This window comes from Mycobacterium colombiense, from assembly GCF_001953985.1.
In the GTDB taxonomy this organism is placed as follows: domain Bacteria; phylum Actinomycetota; class Actinomycetes; order Mycobacteriales; family Mycobacteriaceae; genus Mycobacterium; species Mycobacterium colombiense_B.
In genome coordinates, this window is record NZ_MBEI01000001.1 from 41,993 (window position 1) to 61,884 (window position 19,892).

Consider the following 19,892-nt stretch of genomic DNA (forward strand, 5'->3'; position numbering starts at 1 on the left):
ACCGCCTTCCGCAAAGCTCACCAACCGTCGCCGACGACACCAATGTCAACGGAACATTTGCTCAGCTAGGGATACTAACCTTAGTGCACGCAAGCGTTCCTCCCGGGGCCGCCCGTTGTGGCGAACGGCATATCCGCTAATAGGCGAACCGACCGGTGACGGGCGGCAAGTCCGCGAGCGTCACGATCCCGGGCTCGGCGGCCACCACCGCCGGGACGGCATTCGTAACCGGCATCGCGGTGTAGATCATCCCCAGTCCCATGAACCCGGGCTCCGTCCAATCCTTGGGCGGGAGGCAGTGCAAAACGGTGCGCATGTTGGGCAGCCCGAAAACCTGGATGACGTGGCCGTGCTCGAGTGGTTTGGGCGGGACGACGTGACTGCCCATGGTCCAGTTGAACCCGACGCTGACGACGTTGCGATCACCGACCCAGCCGCGGTGGTAGCCGTAGACGCTGCCGACCGTTCCGGCGGGAATCTTCATGAAGCCCAGATCGGAGTCGTCGGTGGCCGCGGTGAACGTGACGTCGAAGGTCATCTTGTCCAGCTTGGCTCCGATCGCGTCGGCCATCATCGCGGCCGATTCGGCGAAGACCTCGCTTTCCCGCCGGACATTTTCGGCCAGCCCCGGGGTATCGGGATCTTGCGAAAACCCCATGGCCGTCTGGGTTTCCGCCGACTCGTAGGTCGAGCAGTCGACGGATTCGGTGATCCGGATCTCGTCGACGCGCTCGCACGAGGCGGACAGCACCATGCCCACCATGTTCGTCATGCCCGGGTGGGCGCCGCTGCCGAAGATCGTCGAATTGCCCTTCTGGCAGGCGTCCTCGATGCGCTTGCGGTCCTGCGGTGTCTGCTTGCCGCCGGTGATCCACGCCGCGCTGGTGCACACGTTGACTCCCGATTCCAGCAGCCGCACCAACTCATCGACGCATGGCCACAACGGGTTATAGCAACACGCGTCGGCGCCCAGGGCCAACAGCGCGTCGATGTCGTTCGTCGCCTGCACCCCGGTCGGCTCGGGCCAGCCCGCCAAATCGGCGGCGTCGACGCCCACTTTGTCCGCGCCGTGCGCATACACCCCGGCCAGTTCGAAATCGGGCCGTCCGATGATGGCGTGCAGCGAACGACGACCGATGTTGCCGGTCGTCCACTGGATCACCCGCAGCGGACGGTCTGTGCTTGCCTTGCTCATCGCGGCTCCTTTGCCGTGGGCGAACTAGTTGCTGATATCGAATCCCGCGTTGACCTTGGTCGGACGCACCCGAACCACCAATTCACCGGGAACGGCGTTGCGGCGGCCGAATTCGTCGGCGCGGCCGGCACCCATGTAGCGGCGGCCGGTGCGGGTGGCGACGTCCAGCACGTCCCGCGGATCCTCGCTGACCGTGGCCACGCCCTGCACCTGCACGAACGAATAGGGCGGATGGGGGTCGTCGACGCAGATCACCACCCGCGGATCACGGGCCAGGGCACGGCCTTTCGACGTGTCACGCCCGGTGTTGAACGCCAGCTGCCCGTCGTCGACGACGAACCACACCGGCGCGACCAGCGGGCGGCCGTCGGCGGCGAGGTAGCCGAGCATCCCGGTACGGGTGCCGGCCGACAGGAACTCGATGACCTTCTCGGTCAGCTCCGCGGGCCCGGCCATGCGTTACAGGCGGGCCAGGTCGTAGTCGCCGAGGTGATCGATCAGGTTGTGCAGGTGCTCGCCCGAGGTGCCCAGGGTGTTCTCGATCGCGGTGAGCCGGGCGGCGTAGTGGCTGATCGGGTATTCGGCCGTCACGCCGATGCCGCCGTGCATCTGCACCGATTCCTGCGCGATGTGGCGGCCGGAGCGGCCGATCTGCAGCTTGGCACGCGAGGCGATCACCGGGTCGATGTTGCCGTCGGCGATCGACATCGCCGCGTACAGCGTCATGCTGCGGGCCAATTCCAGCGACACGTACATGTCGGCTGCGCGCTGCGTAAGCGCCTGGAATTTGTTGAGCGTGACGCCGAACTGCTTGCGCGTCTTGAGGTAATCGGTGGTCAGCCGCAGCGATTCCTCCATGGCCCCCAGCGCTTCGGCGCACAGCGCCGACTGGATGCGCACGAGCGCGTCGCGGATGGCGCCCGAGGCGTCGACCGCCTCGCCCAGGGGTTCGGCGGCGGTGGAGTCCAGGTCGATCTGGGCGCCGCGCTGTCCGTCGAACGTCCGGTACGGGTTCCTCGTCACCGCTGCCGCGTCGACCAGGAACAGGCCGGTGCCGCCGTTCGGCAGCGCCGCGCTGACCACCAAGGTGTCGGCGCAGTCCCCGGCGAGCACCGGGTTCTTCCGGCCACTCAGCGTCCACGAATCACCTTGCCGCTCAGCCTTGGTGCCCACCTCGGCGGAGGGCTTGCGCTGGCCCGGCTCGAGGTGGGCGAACGCCAGCAGCCGCTGCCCGCCCGCGACCTCGTCGAGCAGCTGCTTCTGCTCGGCGCTGCCCAGCTCGGCGATCAGCGCACCGGGCCCCAGCGCGGCGTGCAGCACCGGTTCGGGGGCCAGCCGGCGCCCGACCTCGGTGAGTACGACGGCGATCTCGATCTGGCCGGACTCCTCCGGCTCGAAACCCAGACCCAGAATTCCCGTGTCGGCGAGCTGATTCCACACCTCGCGGCTCCAGCCGAGATCGGAGCCGATGATCTTGTTGCGGCTTTCCGGGTCATAGGTGCGCGACAACAAATCGCGCGTGGTGTCGCGGAGCAGGGCTTGCTCGTCGCTCAGTTGAAAGTCCATGGCTGCCTCACAATCCCAGAATCGTCGACGCGATGATGTTGCGCTGCACCTCGCTGCTACCGCCGTAGATCGACGTCTTGCGGTAGTTGAGGTAGTGCGGCGCACTGTGTTGGGCCCAGGACGGCGAGGCGATGTCTTCGCCGTTGGCCGGCAGCGCATCCGGCCCGGCCACCTCGACGAGCAGTTCGGTGGCCGCCTGCTGCAGTTGGCTGCCGCGCAGCTTGAGCACCGACGATGCCGGGTTGGGCTGGCCGTCCGCGGAGTCGGTGACCACTCGCGACTGCGTGAGTTCCAGTGCCAGCAGCTCGTTTTCGGCCTCGGCCAGTCGCGCCGCGAACAGCGGGTCGTTGAGCACCCCGGTGGCCGCCGCGTGCTTCTTCACCTCGGCGAGGCGCACCTTGGTCCGCCCCACTCCGGCAATGCCCGTGCGCTCGTTGCCCAGCAGGAACTTCGCGTACGTCCAGCCCTGATTCTCTTCTCCGACAAGCTGATTGGCGGGCACCCGGACGTCCTCGAAGAAGACCTCGTTGATCTCGTGGCCGCCGTCGATCGTCTTGATGGGCCGCAGGGTGATGCCGGGGGTGTTCATGTCGAACAGCAGGAACGAGATGCCGGCCTGCCGCTTGGGTGCCTGCGGGTCGGTCCGCACCAGGCAGAAGATCCAGTCCGCGTACTGTCCGAGCGTGGTCCAGGTCTTCTGGCCGTTGACGACGTAGCTGTCGCCGTCGCGGACCGCGGTGGTGCGCAGCGACGCCAGGTCAGATCCGGCCTCGGGCTCGGAGAATCCCTGGCACCACCAGATGTCGAGGCTGGCCGTCGGGGGCAGGAAGCGTTGTTTGACCTCCTCCGAACCGAATTCGGCGATCACCGGGCCCACCATCTTGGTGTTGAAGTTCAGCGGCTCCGGGACGCACGCCAGCTGCATTTCGTCGGCCCAGATCTGATGCTGGGTCGGCGTCCAGTCCTTGCCGCCCCACTCGACCGGCCAGTTCGGCACCGCCAGGCCGTGCTCGTGCAGGATCTTGTGGCTGGCGACGATGTCGTCGTGGTTCACTTCCGCCGAACCGCGGCGCACCCGGTCGCGCACCTCCTCGGGAATCTTGGTCGTGTAGATGGTGCGGAGTTCGTCGCGGAACGCGGCTTCCTCGGGTGTGAGCGCCAGTTGCATGGCAGCCTCCTGTCGTTTGGGGGTGACCGTGACGACGCAGCGCCCAGAGCTGTTTTCTGGCGATGCCGGTCGTTCGCTCGACTTCCATCTTGACCCATCCCTCGCGGGCGCCGTGCACAGCCTCGGGTTAATCCACAGATCGGCCCCGCGACGCCGTTGAGCGGGGCCGTTGTGGCAGACCGCGGACCTACCGTCGGCCCATGCGAACAGAACTTCCGGCGGAGCGCCTGCAGCGACGGCTCCACGCTGAACCGGAGATCGATGCACTCGCCGGTCCCGAGAACGCCGGCTCCGCGTCGACGGACGACACCCCGGACGACGACCAGAATTCGCTGCTGCCGCGGTGGCTTCCCGAGGCGTCGGGGGACCGGGGCTGGGTGGCCCGGGTGCGCGCTGACCCCGGGCGCTCCGGCGCCATTGGGCTGGCGATCGTGGCGGCACTGGCGGTGCTGGTCACGGTCTTCACATTGCTGCGCGACCGTCCGGCGCCGGTGATGTCGGCCAAGCTGCCACCGGTGCAGAAGGTGTCGACGGCTGCCCCGAGGCCGTCGGCAAGTCCGGGTGCCGCACCACCGCCGGGCCCCGACCGCCCGGTGGTGGTCAGCGTGGTCGGTTTGGTGCACACCCCGGGGCTGGTGACCCTCGCGCCGGGTGCGCGCATCGCCGATGCGCTGCAGGCCGCCGGCGGCGCGGTAAACGGCGCGGACACCATCGGACTGAACATGGCCCGACCGCTCGGCGACGGCGAGCAGATCGTGGTCGGTCTGGCTCCCGCTCCCGGGCAGCCGACGGCGCTGGGCAGTTCGGTGGCCACCGGAGCGACACCGACGTCGAAGGCGCCTACACCGGCGCCGGGGTCGGTCAAGCCGAAGCCGGGCCAGGCGGTCGACCTGAACACCGCGACCGTTGCCGAACTCGACGCGCTGCCCGGCGTCGGCCCGGTGACCGCCGCCGCGATCGTGGCGTGGCGGCAATCCAACGGCAGATTCACCAGCGTCGACCAGCTCGCCGACGTCGAGGGCATCGGGCCGGCGCGGTTGGAGAAGCTGCGCGCCCTGGTCCGTGTCTGACCCCGGTGGTCACTGCCGGGCCGGGCGTATCGCCTTCCGGGCATGTCGATGTGCGCCTGGTGCCGGCGGCGCTGACCTGTTGGGCGGTGACCGCCGCCGGGATCTGGTGGCCGGCCTGTCGACTCCTCGCCTGGTGCTGTCTCGCGCTCGTCGCCGCGTCCGGTGTGCTGGCATGGCGCGCCGCGCACCGGCCCGGCCGAACGGCGGCGCGGCTGCGGGCGATCGGCGCCGGCCTGGCCGCGATCGGCGTGGTGGGCGCGGGATATGGCTTCGCCATCGGGCTGCGCACCGACGCTGTCGTTCACCACCCGATCACTGCGGCGTTCGGCAGCAGCGCCCCGGTCACCGTCACGCCCACCGAGAGCCCGGTGTCGCTGGGCGCCGGCCGGTTGATGTTCAAGGCCTCCCTGCGACGTCTGCGCGACGCCCAAACAGCGGGCCGGGTCGTCGTTTTCGCGCGCGCCTCGGACTTCGGCGCCGTGATGGTGGGTCAGCCGGTGCAGTTCACCACGCGCATCACCCGGCCGGCCCGTCGCGACCTGACGGTCGCGGTGCTCAACGCGTCGGGCCGCCCGACCATGGGCACCGCGAGCGCCGTGCAGCGCGCCGCGCACGGGGTGCGCAGCCGGTTCGCCGCCGCCGTCCGCGACACGCTGCCGGGCGAGCAGGCGGCGATGCTGCCCGCGCTGGTGCTCGGTGACACCTCGGCGGTGCCGAGCGACACCAGCCGCGACTTCCGCGTGGCGGGCATGACGCACCTGATGGCCGTGTCGGGCGCCAACGTGACGATCGTGTGCGCCGCCGTGCTGTTCTCGGCCCGTCTGATCGGCCCCCGCGCGGCCGTCGCCCTGGCCGCGCTGGCGCTGGTGGCCTTCGTCATCGTGGTGCAGCCGACGGCCAGTGTGGTGCGGGCGGCGGTGATGGCTGCCATCGCACTGGTGGGAATGCTGTCTTCGCGTCGGCGCCAAGCCATTCCGGCCCTGGCCGCCACGGTGCTGGTGCTGCTGGCCGTCGCCCCGGCGCTGGCCGTCGACGTGGGGTTCGCGCTGTCGGTGGTCGCCACCGCCGCGCTGATCGTCGTCGCGCCGGTCTGGTCGCGGCGGCTGGTGGGCAAGGGGTGGCCCAAGCCGCTGGCCGACGCGCTCGCCGTCGCCTGGGCCGCGCAGGTGGTGACCGCGCCTCTGGTCGCGGCGATCTCGGGCCGTTTCAGCGTGGTCGCCGCGCTGGCGAACCTCGTGGTGGCCGCCGTGATCGCGCCGATCACGGTGCTCGGCACGGCCGCGGCGGCGCTCTGCGCGGTGTGGCCGGCCGCCGCGCGGCTGCTGATCCGGTTCACCGGTCCCGAGTTGTGGTGGGTCGACGGGGTGGCCCGCTGGGCGGCCGGCCTGCCCGGCGCGACCCTGCCGGTCCCGGAGGGCATGCCCGGCACGCTGATCGTCGGCGGTGTCACGGTGCTGGCGGTGGTGCTGTGGCGGTGGCGGCCGTTCCGGCTCGCGGCGGGAGTGGCGGCACTGGCCGGGCTGGCCTGGGCGCTGTCCGGGCTGGGGTAGGGCGGGTCGTGGTCCGGCCGCATCCCCGAGCGGCGCAGTCGGTGGGGCGTGACACCATCGTGGGGTGAGCGAGGTTTCGCCGTTGCACCTGGTCCTGGGAGACGAGGATCTGCTGGTCGAGCGGGCGGTGGCCGACGTCCTGCGGTCGGCGCGGAAACGGGCCGGCACCGACGACGTGCCGGTCAACCGGATGCGGGCGGGCGACGTCAGCACGTATGAGCTCGCCGAGCTGCTGAGTCCGTCGCTGTTCGCCGACGAGCGCATCGTGGTGCTGGAGGCCGCCGGCGAAGCGGGCAAAGACGCTGCCGCGGTGATTGTTTCGGCCGCGAACGACATGCCGACGGGTGTGGTGCTGGTGGTGGTGCACTCGGGCGGTGGGCGGGCCAAGGCGCTGGCCACCGAGCTGCAGTCCCTCGGCGCCGAGGTGCATGCGTGCGCGCGGATCACCAAACTCAGCGAACGCATCGACTTCGTCCGCAAGGAATTTCGCGGTCTGCGCGTCAAGGCCGACGAGGAGACGGTGACCGCGATGCTGGATTCGGTCGGTTCCGATCTGCGGGAGTTGGCCTCTGCCTGCTCGCAATTGGTGGCCGACACCGGCGGGGTGGTCGACGCCGCCGCGGTGCGCCGCTACCACAGCGGCAAGGCCGAGGTGAAGGGCTTCGACATCGCGGACAAGGCGGTGGCCGGCGACATCGAGGGAGCCGCCGAGGCGCTGCGGTGGGCGATGATGCGGGGGGAGCCGCTGGTGGTGCTGGCCGATGCGCTGGCCGAGGCGATCCACACCATCGGCCGGGTCGGCCCGCTGTCGGGCGACCCGTACCGCCTGGCGTCGCAGCTCGGGATGCCGCCCTGGCGGGTGCAGAAGGCACAGAAACAGGCCCGGCGTTGGTCCCGTGACTCGGTCGCGACGGCGATGAAGGTGGTCGCCGCGCTCAACGCGAACGTCAAGGGGGCGGTGGTGGACGCCGACTACGCCCTGGAATCCGCGGTAAGGCAGGTCGCCGAACTAGCCGCCCAGCGCGGCCACTAGGGGCGGGCGGGTGCCCTTAGATCTTGTTGAGGGCCTGCGCCAGCGCAGACTTCTTGTTCGCGGCCTGGTTCTTGTGGATCACGCCCTTGCTCGCCGCCTTGTCCAGCTTGCGGTTGGTCGACACCAGCAGCTCGGCGGCCTTCTCCTTGTCGCCGGCTTGGGTGGCCTCGCGGAACGCGCGGACGGCGGTACGCAGCGACGACTTCACCGACTTGTTGCGCAGGCGAGCGCGCTCGTTCGTCTTGTTGCGCTTCTGCTGCGACTTGATGTTGGCCACGCTGGAGTTCCTTCTTCGATTAGACGTTTTGTGGGTCGCCGGATATCACCACAGCGATTGCCCAGGTTATCAGTGAGTTACGTTTTCTCCCAAAACGGGAACACGTGGGCTGCCCAGAACGCCGATTTGAGGCAGCATCTGAACAGTGAGTCTTACGAACCAGCTTGAGGAGACCAGGCGGGGGTTTCGTGCTGCGCGTTCTGAGGGGATTTTCGGCGGCTACAACATGTCGTCGGACGCCTACGAGATGGCTTTCGATGAAATGTTCGATGACCAGGGCGCCGTTCGCGGGCCCTACAAGGGCATTTACGCCGAGCTTGCGCCCTCGGACGCCTCGGACCTGAAAGCACGCGCCGAAGCGCTAGCCCGCGCATTCATCGACCAAGGGATCACCTTCTCGTTATCGGGTCAGGAGCGGCCCTTTCCGCTCGACCTGGTGCCGCGCGTTATCTCGGCCGCCGAGTGGACCCGGTTGCAGCGCGGCATCACCCAACGGGTCAAGGCGCTCGAGATGTACCTCGATGACATCTACGGTGACCAGGAAATTCTGAACGACGGCGTCATTCCGCGCCGGCTGGTCACCTCCTGTGAGCACTTCCACCGCCAGGCGATGGGCATCGTTCCGCCCAACGGCGTGCGGATCCACGTCGCGGGCATCGACCTGATCCGCGACGACAAGGGCACTTGGCGGGTTCTCGAGGACAACCTGCGCTCGCCGTCGGGTGTGTCCTATGTCATGGAGAACCGGCGCACCATGGCCAGGGTTTTCCCGAACCTGTTCGCCACCCACCGGGTGCGCGCGGTCGACGACTACGCCTCGCACCTGCTGCGGGCGCTGCGCAACTCCGCGGCCACCAACGAGGCCGATCCCACGGTGGTGGTGCTGACCCCGGGCGTCTACAACTCGGCGTATTTCGAACATTCGCTGCTGGCCCGTCAGATGGGCGTGGAGCTTGTCGAGGGGCGCGACCTGTTCTGCCGTGACAACCAGGTGTACATGCGCACCACCGAGGGCGAGCGTCAGGTCGACGTCATCTACCGGCGCATCGACGATGCCTTCCTCGATCCGCTGCAGTTCCGCGCCGACTCGATGCTGGGCGTGGCCGGTCTGGTCAACGCGGCCCGCGCCGGCAACGTCTCCATCTCCAGCGCCATCGGCAACGGCGTCGGCGACGACAAACTCGTGTACACCTACGTGCCCACGATGATCGAGTACTACCTGGGCGAGAAGCCACTGCTGGCCAACGTGGAGACGTTGCGCTGCTGGCTTGATGACGAGCGTGAAGAAGCGCTGGACCGCATCGACGAGCTGGTCATCAAGCCGGTTGAGGGTTCCGGCGGCTACGGCATCGTGTTCGGTCCGGAGGCCTCGGCTAAAGAGCTCGCTGCGGCCGCCAAGAAGATTCGCGACGATCCCCGCAGCTGGATCGCGCAGCCGATGATGGAGCTCTCGACCGTGCCGACGCAGATCGGTAACACCCTGGCGCCCCGCTACGTCGATCTGCGGCCATTCGCGGTCAACGACGGCAACGACGTGTTCGTGCTGCCCGGCGGGCTGACCCGGGTGGCCCTGGTCGAGGGGTCGCGGGTGGTCAACTCCAGCCAGGGCGGCGGGTCCAAGGACACCTGGGTGCTGGCGTCGCGAGCGTCGGGGGGCGACCATGAGCTCGGCGCGGCGGAGGTGGTGCGGTCGTTGCCCGAGTCGATGCCGGACCCGCTGGAAGACTCGCCGCGGCTGACGTCTGTGCCCTCGCAGCAGCCGCAGCCCACCGACCAGCCCCAGCGCGAGAAGCCCAAGCAACAGCAACAACAAAAGGCGGTGCGCTGATGCTGGCACGTAACGCCGAGGCGCTCTACTGGATCGGCCGCTACGTCGAGCGAGCCGACGACACCTCACGAATCCTGGACGTCGCACTGCACCAACTGCTGGAGGACTCCAGCGTCGACCCCGACCAGGCTTCGCGCCTGCTGCTGCGGGTGCTCGGCATCGACCCGCCGGATCACGACTTGGATGTGTGGTCGTTGACCGACTTGGTGGCCTATAACACCAACACCCAGGGCGGCTGCTCGATCGTCGACGCGATCACGGCGGCGCGAGAAAACGCGAAGTCGGCGCGTGAGGTGACGTCCAGCGAAATCTGGGAGTGTCTCAACACGACCTACCACGCCCTGCCCGAACGCGAAAGTGCCGCCAAACGCCTTGGGCCACATGACTTCTTATCGTTCATCGAGCGACGGGCGGCAATGTTCGCCGGGTTGGCCGACTCTACGCTGTCGCGCGACGACGGCTACCGGTTCATGGTGCTGGGCCGGGCGATCGAACGGGTGGACATGACGGTGCGGCTGTTGCTGTCGCGGGTCGGAGACAGCGCCTCGTCGCCGGCGTGGGTGACGCTGTTGCGTTCGGCGGGTGCGCACGACACCTACCTGCGCACCTACCGCGGTGTGCTGGACGCGGGCCGAGTGGTCGAATTCATGTTGCTGGACCGGCTCTTTCCCCGTTCGGTGTTCTACTCGCTGCGGCTGGCCGAACACAACCTCGACGAACTGGTCCGCAACCGGCAGAGCCGAATCGGGGCCACCGCCGAGGCGCAGCGGCTGCTCGGGCAGGCCCGCAGCGAATTGGAGTTCGTCCAGCCCGGCGTGCTGCTGGAGACGCTGGAGAGCCGTTTGGCGGGTCTGCAACGAACATGTCGTGACGTCGGAGAAGCGTTGGCGCTGCAGTACTTCCACGTGACTCCATGGGTAGCGTGGTCGGACGCGGGCCAGCGTGCCCGACTGGTCAGCAGGAAAGGGGACGGCTGATGTGGCGGCTGCGGGTGGTGCACACCACGGGGTACGCCTACCAGTCGCCGGTGACCGCCTCCTACAACGAGGCCCGGCTGACCCCGCGATCGAACACTCGGCAGAACGTCATCCTCAACCGGGTCGAGACCATTCCGGCGACGCGGTCCTATCGCTACATCGACTACTGGGGCACCGCGGTCACGGCGTTCGACCTGCACGCTCCCCACACCGACCTCACGGTGATGTCGTCCTCCGTCGTCGAAACCGAGCGGGCCGAGCCGCTCTCGACGGAGGTGGGCTGGAGCGACCTGCAGTCGGAGGCCGTGATCGACCGCTACGACGAGCTGCTGCGCCCCACCGAGCACACCCCGGCGAGCAAGCGGGTGGCATCGGTTGGCAAAAAGATCAGTAAGTCCCACGAGCCGGCCGAAGCCGTTGTCGCCGCGGCTAATTGGGTGCGCAACGAACTCGAGTATCTTCCCGGGACCACCAGCGTGGCCTCCTCGGGGCTGGACGCGCTCAAAGAGGGCAAGGGCGTCTGCCAGGACTTCGTCCACCTGTCGCTGATGTTGTTGCGCAGCATGGGAATTCCGGCGCATTACGTATCGGGCTACCTGCATCCCAAACGTGAAGCGGTCGTGGGGGACACCGTGGACGGGCGAAGCCATGCCTGGATTGAGGCATGGACGGGAGCGTGGTGGAGCTATGACCCCACCAACGACGCCGAGATCACCGAGCAGTACGTGGGCGTGGGCGCGGGTCGCGATTACGCCGACGTTTCCCCGTTGAAGGGCATCTACTCCGGGGAGGGCGCCACCGACCTCGACGTCATCGTGGAGGTGACCCGGCTCGCCTAACCGGGGTGCAAAGCCGACGTCGGCGAGCCGTTGCGGCGATACCGTTGCACGGATGAGCGATTCAGCCGCCGCTGGGGCCCGGCGCGATGCGAGCCGACCCGGGCGTGGGGGGTCGCCCCTGGCCGCGTTGTCGCTGGTTTGCATCGGGCTGCTGATCGGCGGCATCACCGTCGGGGTCGCCGTGGGCGGCGTCATGCCGTTGCCCTACGGCCCGCCGAGCGCCGTCGTGAGCTACGTCCGAGCCCAGCCGACCGCCGTGCGCATCATCGCGGTTGCGACGTTCGCGTCGTCGGTGCCGCTGGCGCTCTACGCGGCGCTCGCGGCTGCCCGGTTGCGCCGACTCGGGGTCGGCGCCGGGTCGGCCGCGATCGCGCTGACCGGCGGCGCGCTGGCCGCGGGTGCCCTCGGCCTGGCCGGTCTGCTGGGTTGGGCGTTGTCGATACGGGACGTCGCGGCGAATGCGGCGGTGGTCAGGGCGCTCTACCTGCTGGTGTTTCTCACGGGCGGCCCGGGGCACATCGTGGCGCTGGGCCTGCTGGTAGGCGCGATCGCGGCGCCCGGCAACAGATTGCTGCCCCGGCCGATCGCCTGGATCGGTGTGGCGACAGCCGCCCTCGCCGAAGCGGCGACGGCGGTGCTGATCTGGCCGGCGCTGGGTGTCATCCTGCCGGTCGCGCGGGTATTGGCGCTGACCTGGCTGATGGTGGCAGGAATTGCGCTATCCCCTGCGGCGCAACGAAATTCGGCGTCCCGGTGAGCCGCGGCGTCACGCAGGCGCGTCGACCTGAACCCGGTGCAGGTCGTCACCGAGTTCGATGCGCCCATCGAACTGCGCGGCCGCCAGCGCCCGCCACTGTTCTTCCTGGCCGGGCACCAGGGCCGGCACGTAGTGCGTCATGACCAGGGTGCCCACCCCCGCGCGGGCCGCGGTGGCCGCTGCTTCCTCAACCGACGAGTGGTAGTCGCAGATGTCCTGCAGCCGCTGCTGGGGGATGTTGGCGACGATGTCCTTGCGGATCACGGTGTGCACCAGCGCGCCGGCGCCCGCCGCCAGCTCGTCCAGGCCGGCGCACGGGACGGTGTCCCCGGCGAGCACCACCGAGGCGCCCTGGTAGTCGATCCGGAAGCCGATGGTCGGGGCGACCGGCCGGTGATCGGTGGGCGCCACCCGGATGGTTATCCCGTCGCGGTCCCAGGCGGCGCCCTCGGTGTATTCGTGGACGTCCACCGCCGGCGGCTCGTTGATGTCGTTGTGATGGGCGATCCGGTAGCCGATGTCGTGCCGGAACGCGTTCAGCGTCGCCGCGACCGCCTCGGCGGTGCCCGGCGGTCCGATGATCGGCAGCGGTGCGGGATCGGGGGCGAAGGTGCTGATCCACCGGGTGATGAGGACGTCGCCGAGATCGCCGATGTGGTCGCTATGCAGGTGGGTCAACAACAGGGCCGTCAAGCCGGCCGCGCCCACCCCGACGGCGGCCGCGCGCTGCAGCACGCCACGCCCGCAATCGACAAGGAACGTCTGCCCGCCGGCGCGCACCAGCGTGGACGGTCCGGCTCGGTTCGGATCGGGGATCGGACTTCCGGTTCCCAGCAGAGTGACCTCGATCATGGGCATATCTTGCAAGCCCGCGGTGGCTGTAGGGGCCCAATCGGCCGATCCGCGCGGCTTTCACCGTTTGGACACGATCTGTTTGCAGGTTCTCTTAGTGGCTTTTCCGCCGCGCGAGTTAGCCGTAGCCTGATGTGAAGCGGATCACGACCCGGCTGGAGGCCTCGATGCGGATAGCGGACGTCTTGCGAAACAAGGGCGCGGCGGTGGTGACCATCAACCCGAACGCGACGGTTCGCGAGCTGCTTGCCGGCCTGAGCGAGCAAAACATCGGCGCCATGGTCGTGGTCGGCGACGAGGGTGTCGTCGGCATCGTGTCGGAGCGCGACGTGGTGCGCCAGCTGCACACGCACGGCGCCAGCGTGCTGTCCCGCCCGGTGTCCAAGATCATGACGTCGATGCTGGCCACCTGCAGCAAGACCGACGAGGTCGACGCCATCAGCGTGTTGATGACCAAGAACCGGGTGCGGCACGTGCCGGTGCTGGACGGCAAGAAGCTGATCGGCATCGTCAGCATCGGTGACGTGGTGAAGACGCGGATGGAAGAGCTCGAGGCCGAGCAGGCGCAGCTGCAGTCCTACATCACCCAGGGCTGATCGCCAGCTCCATTCGCCGAGCGTGCACTCACGGCGAAGATTTTTGCGTTTCTCGCCCTGAGTGCACGCTGGTCGGCGCGTTAGCGCCAGGAGTAGTCGGCCCGCAGCCGGGCTGCGATCGCATCGAAGAGCTCGCGATCCAGGATGGCGCCCTCGCGGCGGATGCCCTCTTCGGGCACGTCGAGCACCCGGTCGAGTCGGACCCAGCTCGGCCTGCCCTCGTAATCCCAAGGGCCGGAACCGATTCCGATCCAGTCGTGATCCGCGGCGTGACGCTCCTGGCTGGAAACCATCAGCCCCAGCAGGACGCTGCGGTCCCGTCCCACCACCAGGACGGGGCGGTCCTTGCCGCGGGTCGGGTCGTCCTCGTAGACCACCCATGTCCAAACGATCTCGCCGGGATCCGCCCGGCCGTCCAGGCTCGGCGTGTACACCAGTTTGCGGGCACGATGCGCGGTCGGGAGGCTGCCGCTGGTCACCGGCCGGCCGGTGACGGGCGCTTCGGCGGCCGGCGGCGCCACCGCGGCGATGACGTTCGCGGTGATCCGCACGGCCTGCTGCAACTCGCGCAGCACGGTCTGGGAATTCTGCACCTGCCGGACCAGGCGCGGAGCCCCGTTGAACACCAGATTCTCCGCGAAACGCTGGAACGTCTTCCACTGGGATTTCCGGGGAGACGGCATATTCGCAGCATAGACGCGAGCGGCGGGCTGCGATTGTGTCCAAGTAGGTTCCGGCGACCCTGTCTGGATACGCTGGACGTACCCGCGAACCGCCCCGGAAACGGCCGCGACGCGCCCCGCCAAGCTTGCACGCACCAGGAGATTCCCATCAGCAGTTTCGCCGACAAGACCTTCACTGCGCCGGCGCAGATTCGGAATTTCTGCATCATCGCCCACATCGACCACGGCAAGTCCACGTTGGCCGACCGGATGCTCCAGCTCACCGGCGTCGTCGACGAGCGGTCCATGCGTGCCCAGTACCTGGACCGGATGGACATCGAGCGCGAGCGCGGGATCACCATCAAGGCCCAGAACGTGCGCCTGCCGTGGCGGGTCGGCGACACCGATTACGTGCTGCACCTGATCGACACCCCGGGCCACGTCGACTTCACCTATGAGGTGTCGCGCGCGCTGGAGGCCTGCGAGGGCGCGGTACTGCTGGTCGACGCCGCGCAGGGCATCGAGGCGCAGACCCTGGCCAACCTCTACCTCGCGCTCGACCGCGACCTGCACATCATCCCGGTGCTGAACAAGATCGACCTGCCCGCCGCCGACCCCGACCGCTACGCCGCCGAGATCGGCCACATCATCGGCTGCGAGCCGGGCGACGTGCTGCGCGTTTCGGGCAAGACCGGGGACGGCGTCGCCGACCTGCTCGACCATGTGGTGCGCGAGGTGCCGCCCCCGCAGGGTGTTGCCGACGCGCCGCTGCGGGCGATGATCTTCGACTCCGTCTACGACATCTACCGCGGCGTGGTGACCTACGTCCGGGTGGTGGACGGCAAGATCACCCCGCGCGAACGCATCGCGATGATGTCCACCGGCGCCACGCACGAGCTGCTCGAGGTCGGCATCGTCTCGCCCGAGCCCAAGGCCAGCGACGGCCTGGGTGTGGGGGAGGTGGGCTACCTGATCACCGGCGTCAAGGACGTGCGCCAATCCAAGGTCGGTGACACGGTGACGGCGGCCCGGCACGGCGCCACCGAGGCGCTGACCGGATACCGCGAACCGAGGCCGATGGTCTACTCGGGCCTTTATCCGGTGGACGGCTCCGACTATCCGGTTCTGCGTGACGCTCTGGACAGGCTGCAGCTCAACGACGCGGCGCTGACCTACGAGCCGGAGACGTCGGTGGCGCTGGGCTTCGGATTCCGTTGCGGCTTCTTGGGTCTGCTGCACATGGAGATCACCCGGGAGCGCCTGGAGCGAGAGTTCAACCTGGACCTGATTTCGACGTCGCCCAACGTCGTCTACCGCGTGGTCAAGGAGGACAACACCGAGATCGTGGTGACCAACCCGTCGGACTGGCCCGAGGGTAAGGTCCGCACCGTTTACGAGCCGGTGGTCAAGACCACGATCATCGCGCCCAGCGAATTCATCGGCACCATCATGGAGTTGTGCCAGTCGCGCCGCGGCGAGCTGGGCGGCATGGATTACCTGTCACCCGAACGGGTCGAACTGCGCTACACCATGCCGCTGGGCGAGATCATCTTCGACTTCTTCGACTCGCTGAAGTCGCGCACCCGCGGCTACGCGAGCCTCGACTACGAGGAGGCCGGCGAGCAGGAGGCACAACTGGTCAAAGTCGACATCCTGCTGCAGGGCGAGGCGGTCGACGCATTCAGCGCGATCGTCCACAAGGACGGGGCATCGGCGTACGGCAACAAAATGACCACCAAGCTCAAAGAGCTGATCCCGCGCCAGCAGTTCGAGGTTCCCGTCCAGGCCGCCATCGGATCGAAAATCATTGCGCGCGAAAACATTCGCGCGATCCGAAAGGACGTGTTGTCTAAGTGCTACGGCGGTGACATCACCCGTAAACGCAAGCTTCTGGAAAAGCAGAAGGAAGGCAAGAAGCGGATGAAGACCATCGGGCGCGTCGACGTGCCGCAGGAGGCGTTCGTCGCGGCGCTGTCCGCCGACGCCGTAGGGGACAAGGGCAAGAAGTAGCCATGCATATACGGGGGATGGCGACGGTGCTGATGGCGGTCGCCGCGTTGGCGACGGGCTGCGGTGGGGTCGTGGCCGGCACGGCGAAGCCGGCGCCGAACCTGAAGCCGCGACCGCTCAGCGGCGCGACGGTCAAACAGGTGCTTCTCGACGGCCCGACGCTGTCGCGGATGCTCAATCAGACGTTCGTGGCGCGGGACCCGGCCGAATTCGGCGGGCCCGAAAAGCTGTATCAGGTCAAGCGATCGATGTCGCAGGCCGGTTGTCTGGGCGTGACGGCGATGCTGCAGCAGGGTGTGTACCAATCCGCCGACGTGAAAGACGTTGCGTCGGAATCGTGGTGGAACAACGGCGAGCCGGCGCAGGTGATCGTGGTCGAGGAGGGCGTGGTCACGCTTCCGTCGCCCGCACAGGCCCAGGCGCTGTTCGCGCAGTTCTCCCAGCAGTGGCAGCAGTGCAACGGCATGACGACGTCGGAGCAGAGCGGCCCGATCAGCACCTCGAACGTCATCAGCGATGTCCGCACCACGGATTCCACCATCGCGGCCACCAAAACCGCGACGGCGGTCCTGCCCAACATGCCGCCCCTGCGGCCCACCCCGCAGGCGCGCGCGATCGGCATCCGGTCGAACTGCCTCGTCGAGGTGCAGGTGGTGTTCTTCGGCGGGCGACGGTCCTCCGACCCTGGATCGGCCGACATCGATTCCAGCGCCATCGACGTCGCGCACGCCCTGATGGACCGAGTCAGCGCCCTAGGCTGACGTCGCGCGGCTCGCCGGGAAGGACAAACTCAGCGCCCGCGGCTGACGCGGCTCACCTGATGGTGGCGACCCGCTGCGCCCGGCTACGCCGCGCTTGCGATCGCCACGTCACATCGGCGCGTTCGCGGGCTGGAACATCCCGGAGCCGTCGGCCTCCTCCTCTGCGCGGATGACGTGCACCACCGCGTTGATCAGCGCCAGGTGGGTGAACGCCTGGGGGAAGTTGCCCAGTTGCCGGCCGGTGCGCGGTTCGATCTCCTCCGCGTAGAGGTGCAGCGGGCTGGCGTAGGACAGCAGCCGCTCACACAGTCGCTTGGCGCGCCGCACCTCGCCGATCTCGACGAGCGCCGACACCAACCAGAACGAGCAGATCGTGAAGGTGCCCTCCTCGCCGGACAGCCCGTCGTCGGTTTCCTCGACCCGGTAGCGCAGTACCAGGCCCTCCTGGGTGAGTTCGTCGGCGATCGCCAGGACGGTGTTGCGCACCCGGGGGTCGTCCGGCGGCAGGAACCGCGTCAGCACCACCAACAGCAGCGAGGCGTCCAGCGCGTCGCTGCCGTAGCGCTGCGTGAACACCCCGCGGGAATCCACGCCGTGCTGCAGGATGTCGTTTTTGATCTCGTCGGCGATGGCATGCCACTGCTGGGCGTAGCTCTTCTCGCCCTGCCGCTCGGCCAGCTTGGCCCCGCGGTCGAGCGCCACCCAGCACATCACCTTCGACGAGGTGAAGTGCTGCGGTTCCCCGCGCACCTCCCAGATGCCGCGGTCGGGTTCGCGCCAGTGCTTGATCGCCTCCTCGACCTGCTTCTTCAGCACCGGCCACAACGTCTCCGGCACCTGCTCGCGTGACTTGGCGTGCAGGTAGAAGGAATCCAGGATGGAGCCCCAGATGTCGTGCTGGATCTGGTCGTAGGCGCCGTTGCCGATCCGGACCGGGCGGGCGTGGTCATAGCCGGACAGGTGGTGCAGCTCTTCTTCGACCAGGCTGCGTTCGCCGCCCACGCCGTACATGACCTGCAGCGGGTGCCGTTCGTTGTGGTTGGCGCCGGAGACGTCGGCGATGAAGGCGAAGAAGTCGTCGGCCTCGCGGTCCAGCCCCAGGGTGTACAGACCCCACAACGCGAACGTCGAGTCGCGCACCCAGGCGTAGCGGTAATCCCAATTGCGTTCGCCCTGCGGCGTTTCCGGCAACGAGGTGGTGCTGGCCGCCAGCAGCGCGCCGGTAGGCGAGTAGGTCAGGCCCTTCAAGGTGAGCGCGCTGCGCTGCAGGTACGCCCGCCACGGGTGATCGGGGAAGTTGCCGATGTTGATCCACTGCCGCCAACACTCGGTGGTCTGCCACATCTTGTCGGCGGCCTCTTCGTACGTCTGCGGCGCCGGGTGCTTGGTCCAGCTCAGCGCGACGAACACGTCGTCACCCTCCTTCATCCGGGTCCGCGCGCGTGCCTCCCGGCCCTCCAGCCCGATGCGCAGGTTGCTGGTGAGCCGCATCGTCGGGTGGGCATCGGGTTCCCTGGTGGCGCGTGCGACGGCCTCCCCGTACGCGTTGGCGGAGTATTCCCAGGCGGCGCCGACGCGGTGGTAGTCGAACGCCGGCTCGCAGCTCATCATCAATTCGACGGTGCCGCTGACGCAGCGCACGGTGCGCAGCAGGATGTGCTCGGCATCCCAATCCATCGGGGTGCGCCGGTGCGTCCGCGACCGCCGCTCCAGGTCGTGCCAGGGGCCCATGACCAGCGCATCACGCACGATCAGCCACCCGGTGTGGGTCTGCCAGGTCGTCTCCATGATGAGGCTGCCGGGAAGGTACCGGCGGGCCGACGGCACCGAAACGCCGTAGGGCCCCAGCCGGAAGTGCCCGGCGCTGCGGTCCAAGATCGCGCCGAACACGCTGGGGGAGTCCGGCCGGGGCACGCACAGCCATTCCACCGATCCGGCCGGGGAGATCAGGCAGGTGGTTTCCCAGTCCGACAGGAACGCATAGTCGGCGATCGGCGGAAATGGGTTGCGCAAGGCGGCGCTGGGAGCGAGAGGCCCGGGCGTGCGCAAGTCGATGGACGACGACATCGACGCTGCGGAGGCGGCTTGATAGGCGTCCTCGGGCATGGCGTCGGCCGGCTGGTCTTCGGGTTGGGCATGCAGAACCATCTGGACATCATCGCTGCTCAGCGATCTCGCGTCCAACGTTCCGGCTAGTGGCGTGGCGCGCGCCCGACCGTTCGCGCAGGAAGTCGGCGTGCTTTTCCATCATCGTGACGCTGACGCCGGCGCGGCTCGACATTGGTCTTCGACAGCCGGGCCGAATAGGGTGAGCCCGTGAACGCGTTCCTCAACTGGTGGGACGGCAACGAGCTGTGGCTTTCGGGGCTCCCTTTCGTCCTGCAGGCCATGGTGGTGATGCCGGTCGTGCTGGCGGTGGCCTACGGCACGGCGGCCGTGCTGGATGGCGTTCTCGGCAAGGGCATCGAGCTGATGCGCCGTGCCCGCCACGCCGACGGGACGCCCGAGTAACGCCCATGCCCCGGTCACACGTGACGCTGGTTCTCGCCATCCTGGTGGCGCTGGTGGTCGTCACGTGGTTGGTGACCCACTTGATGCACCACTAGCCGGCGTCGCCTGTTTGCTCAGCCACCGTCGCGGTGGCGGCAACCGCAATTCCTGTTAGGCTTCCCGCCATGCGCGTGGCATGTGGCATTCCGGGGTGCTATGCCTTCGTGCACTGTTGTCGCTGACTCCCAAACCCGTGCGCGG

General features: G+C 68.3%; 18 protein-coding genes and 1 pseudogene. 11 read left to right on the forward strand and 8 right to left on the reverse strand.

Going from position 1 to position 19,892, the window contains the following annotated elements:
* Positions 1-136: 136 nt before the first annotated feature.
* Genes A5732_RS00195 through A5732_RS00210 form a run of 4 tightly spaced genes read right to left on the reverse strand, consistent with a single transcriptional unit; the run spans position 137 to position 3,929 of the window.
* The gene (locus A5732_RS00195; protein ID WP_076099860.1) at positions 137-1,195 is read right to left on the reverse strand and encodes an NAD(P)H-dependent amine dehydrogenase family protein; all 1,059 of its coding nucleotides are present in this window, start codon (positions 1,193-1,195) and stop codon (positions 137-139) included.
* 24 nt (positions 1,196-1,219) lie between these two features.
* Positions 1,220-1,651 carry a PPOX class F420-dependent oxidoreductase gene (locus tag A5732_RS00200; protein WP_076099863.1) on the reverse strand — a complete coding sequence of 144 codons (432 nt, stop codon included), beginning with the start codon at positions 1,649-1,651 and terminating at the stop codon, positions 1,220-1,222.
* A gap of 3 nt (positions 1,652-1,654) precedes the next feature.
* On the reverse strand, positions 1,655-2,761 hold the full coding sequence (locus A5732_RS00205; protein ID WP_076054168.1) for an acyl-CoA dehydrogenase family protein: 1,107 nt from the start codon (positions 2,759-2,761) through the stop codon (positions 1,655-1,657).
* A gap of 7 nt (positions 2,762-2,768) precedes the next feature.
* Positions 2,769-3,929, reverse strand: coding sequence for an acyl-CoA dehydrogenase family protein (locus A5732_RS00210; protein ID WP_076099866.1), 1,161 nt, complete (start codon positions 3,927-3,929; stop codon positions 2,769-2,771).
* 200 nt (positions 3,930-4,129) lie between these two features.
* On the opposite strand from A5732_RS00210, the gene A5732_RS00215 reads away from it, so the two are divergent.
* The 3 genes from A5732_RS00215 to holA all read left to right on the forward strand — a co-directional run bounded on the left by A5732_RS00215 (position 4,130) and on the right by holA (position 7,582).
* On the forward strand, positions 4,130-4,999 hold the full coding sequence (locus A5732_RS00215) for a ComEA family DNA-binding protein (RefSeq protein ID WP_076099868.1): 870 nt from the start codon (positions 4,130-4,132) through the stop codon (positions 4,997-4,999).
* Between the two features lie 50 nt (positions 5,000-5,049).
* Complete coding sequence (locus tag A5732_RS00220; protein WP_076099870.1) at positions 5,050-6,549, forward strand: ComEC/Rec2 family competence protein; 1,500 nt, start codon at positions 5,050-5,052, stop codon at positions 6,547-6,549.
* A gap of 64 nt (positions 6,550-6,613) precedes the next feature.
* Complete coding sequence (gene holA / locus A5732_RS00225) at positions 6,614-7,582, forward strand: DNA polymerase III subunit delta (RefSeq protein WP_076099873.1); 969 nt, start codon at positions 6,614-6,616, stop codon at positions 7,580-7,582.
* 16 nt (positions 7,583-7,598) lie between these two features.
* Here the strand turns inward: holA and rpsT are convergent, their stop codons facing one another.
* Positions 7,599-7,859, reverse strand: a complete 261-nt coding sequence (gene rpsT / locus A5732_RS00230) for a 30S ribosomal protein S20 (protein WP_064951473.1) — start codon at positions 7,857-7,859, stop codon at positions 7,599-7,601.
* A 145-nt stretch (positions 7,860-8,004) separates the two neighbouring features.
* Here rpsT and A5732_RS00235 point away from each other — a divergent pair, with 145 nt between their 5' ends.
* The 4 genes from A5732_RS00235 (at position 8,005) to A5732_RS00250 (ending at position 12,260) form a co-directional block, all read left to right on the forward strand.
* Entirely contained in the window at positions 8,005-9,687 is a 1,683-nt protein-coding gene (locus tag A5732_RS00235; protein ID WP_076099876.1) for a circularly permuted type 2 ATP-grasp protein, read from the forward strand.
* Positions 9,687-10,664: an alpha-E domain-containing protein gene (locus A5732_RS00240; RefSeq protein ID WP_064951475.1), complete on the forward strand. Its 978-nt coding sequence runs from the start codon at positions 9,687-9,689 to the stop codon at positions 10,662-10,664. Before A5732_RS00235 ends, A5732_RS00240 begins: the two co-directional genes overlap by 1 nt.
* A complete protein-coding gene (locus A5732_RS00245) occupies positions 10,664-11,503 on the forward strand; it encodes a transglutaminase family protein (protein ID WP_076054178.1) in 840 nt (279 codons plus the stop codon). The genes A5732_RS00240 and A5732_RS00245 overlap by 1 nt, the downstream gene beginning before the upstream one ends.
* Before the next feature lie 181 nt (positions 11,504-11,684).
* Entirely contained in the window at positions 11,685-12,260 is a 576-nt protein-coding gene (locus A5732_RS00250; RefSeq protein WP_171974932.1) for a hypothetical protein, read from the forward strand.
* 9 nt (positions 12,261-12,269) lie between these two features.
* On the opposite strand, the gene A5732_RS00255 is transcribed toward A5732_RS00250, so the two are convergent.
* The gene (locus A5732_RS00255; RefSeq protein ID WP_076099973.1) at positions 12,270-13,112 is read right to left on the reverse strand and encodes a ribonuclease Z; all 843 of its coding nucleotides are present in this window, start codon (positions 13,110-13,112) and stop codon (positions 12,270-12,272) included.
* A gap of 167 nt (positions 13,113-13,279) precedes the next feature.
* On the opposite strand from A5732_RS00255, the gene A5732_RS00260 reads away from it, so the two are divergent.
* Positions 13,280-13,708, forward strand: a complete 429-nt coding sequence (locus A5732_RS00260; protein WP_076099976.1) for a CBS domain-containing protein — start codon at positions 13,280-13,282, stop codon at positions 13,706-13,708.
* Positions 13,709-13,788: 80 nt separating this feature from the next.
* On the opposite strand, the gene A5732_RS00265 is transcribed toward A5732_RS00260, so the two are convergent.
* Complete coding sequence (locus A5732_RS00265) at positions 13,789-14,391, reverse strand: type II toxin-antitoxin system PemK/MazF family toxin (protein WP_076099981.1); 603 nt, start codon at positions 14,389-14,391, stop codon at positions 13,789-13,791.
* Here A5732_RS00265 and lepA point away from each other — a divergent pair.
* Both lepA and A5732_RS00275 read left to right on the forward strand, forming a co-directional pair.
* Positions 14,373-16,380: pseudogene (gene lepA / locus A5732_RS00270) on the forward strand (translation elongation factor 4). The gene A5732_RS00265 and the pseudogene lepA sit on opposite strands and share 19 nt — an antisense overlap.
* A gap of 2 nt (positions 16,381-16,382) precedes the next feature.
* Positions 16,383-17,141: a sensor domain-containing protein gene (locus A5732_RS00275; protein WP_076054182.1), complete on the forward strand. Its 759-nt coding sequence runs from the start codon at positions 16,383-16,385 to the stop codon at positions 17,139-17,141.
* Between the two features lie 108 nt (positions 17,142-17,249).
* On the opposite strand, the gene A5732_RS00280 is transcribed toward A5732_RS00275, so the two are convergent.
* Positions 17,250-19,289: a glycoside hydrolase family 15 protein gene (locus A5732_RS00280; protein WP_076054184.1), complete on the reverse strand. Its 2,040-nt coding sequence runs from the start codon at positions 19,287-19,289 to the stop codon at positions 17,250-17,252.
* Positions 19,290-19,457: 168 nt separating this feature from the next.
* Between A5732_RS00280 and A5732_RS00285 the strand changes: the two genes are divergently transcribed.
* Positions 19,458-19,652, forward strand: coding sequence for a hypothetical protein (locus tag A5732_RS00285; protein WP_064951482.1), 195 nt, complete (start codon positions 19,458-19,460; stop codon positions 19,650-19,652).
* Positions 19,653-19,892 lie beyond the last annotated feature (240 nt).

Excerpts from the sequence above, each read along its gene's own strand:
- A5732_RS00195 (WP_076099860.1), bottom strand. The coding sequence starts at position 1,195 with ATGAGCAAGGCAAGCACAGACCGTCCGCTGCGGGTGATCCAGTGGACG.
- A5732_RS00200 (WP_076099863.1), bottom strand. The coding sequence starts at position 1,651 with ATGGCCGGGCCCGCGGAGCTGACCGAGAAGGTCATCGAGTTCCTGTCG.
- A5732_RS00205 (WP_076054168.1), bottom strand. The coding sequence starts at position 2,761 with ATGGACTTTCAACTGAGCGACGAGCAAGCCCTGCTCCGCGACACCACG.
- A5732_RS00210 (WP_076099866.1), bottom strand. The coding sequence starts at position 3,929 with ATGCAACTGGCGCTCACACCCGAGGAAGCCGCGTTCCGCGACGAACTC.
- A5732_RS00215 (WP_076099868.1), top strand. The coding sequence starts at position 4,130 with ATGCGAACAGAACTTCCGGCGGAGCGCCTGCAGCGACGGCTCCACGCT.
- A5732_RS00240 (WP_064951475.1), top strand. The coding sequence starts at position 9,687 with ATGCTGGCACGTAACGCCGAGGCGCTCTACTGGATCGGCCGCTACGTC.
- A5732_RS00245 (WP_076054178.1), top strand. The coding sequence starts at position 10,664 with ATGTGGCGGCTGCGGGTGGTGCACACCACGGGGTACGCCTACCAGTCG.
- A5732_RS00255 (WP_076099973.1), bottom strand. The coding sequence starts at position 13,112 with ATGATCGAGGTCACTCTGCTGGGAACCGGAAGTCCGATCCCCGATCCG.
- A5732_RS00260 (WP_076099976.1), top strand. The coding sequence starts at position 13,280 with ATGCGGATAGCGGACGTCTTGCGAAACAAGGGCGCGGCGGTGGTGACC.
- A5732_RS00265 (WP_076099981.1), bottom strand. The coding sequence starts at position 14,391 with ATGCCGTCTCCCCGGAAATCCCAGTGGAAGACGTTCCAGCGTTTCGCG.
- A5732_RS00275 (WP_076054182.1), top strand. The coding sequence starts at position 16,383 with ATGCATATACGGGGGATGGCGACGGTGCTGATGGCGGTCGCCGCGTTG.
- A5732_RS00280 (WP_076054184.1), bottom strand. The coding sequence starts at position 19,289 with ATGGTTCTGCATGCCCAACCCGAAGACCAGCCGGCCGACGCCATGCCC.